Source organism: Achromobacter sp. GbtcB20 (assembly GCF_019091095.1).
GTDB lineage: Bacteria > Pseudomonadota > Gammaproteobacteria > Burkholderiales > Burkholderiaceae_B > Achromobacter > Achromobacter mucicolens.
Window position 1 is genome coordinate 1 of sequence record NZ_JAGXJZ010000647.1, and the last position, 258, is coordinate 258.

General features: G+C 70.9%; 1 protein-coding gene. It reads left to right on the forward strand.

The window, feature by feature from the left end; all coding sequences use genetic code 11:
• On the forward strand, nt 1-258 hold a 258-nt coding region (locus KVT32_RS30570), incomplete at both ends, for an iron-containing alcohol dehydrogenase (RefSeq protein WP_217619485.1).

The following is a 258-nucleotide window of genomic DNA, read 5'->3' on the forward strand; positions in this document are numbered from 1 at the left end:
CCACGTCGCGCACGGCCTGTCGAATTCCCTGGTGCTGCCGCACGTGCTGCGTTTCAATGCGCCGGCGGCGGCGCCGCTCTACGCCGAGCTGGCGGCGATTGCCGTCCCCCACGCCAGCGGCAGCGCCGAAGCGCGCACCGAGGCGCTGATCGCGGCCATGCAGCAGACCGCCCGCATGACGGGAATCCAGACTACGCTGCAGCAGGTCGGCATCACGGACAACGACCTGGACCGGCTGGCGGACGTCGCCATGCTCCA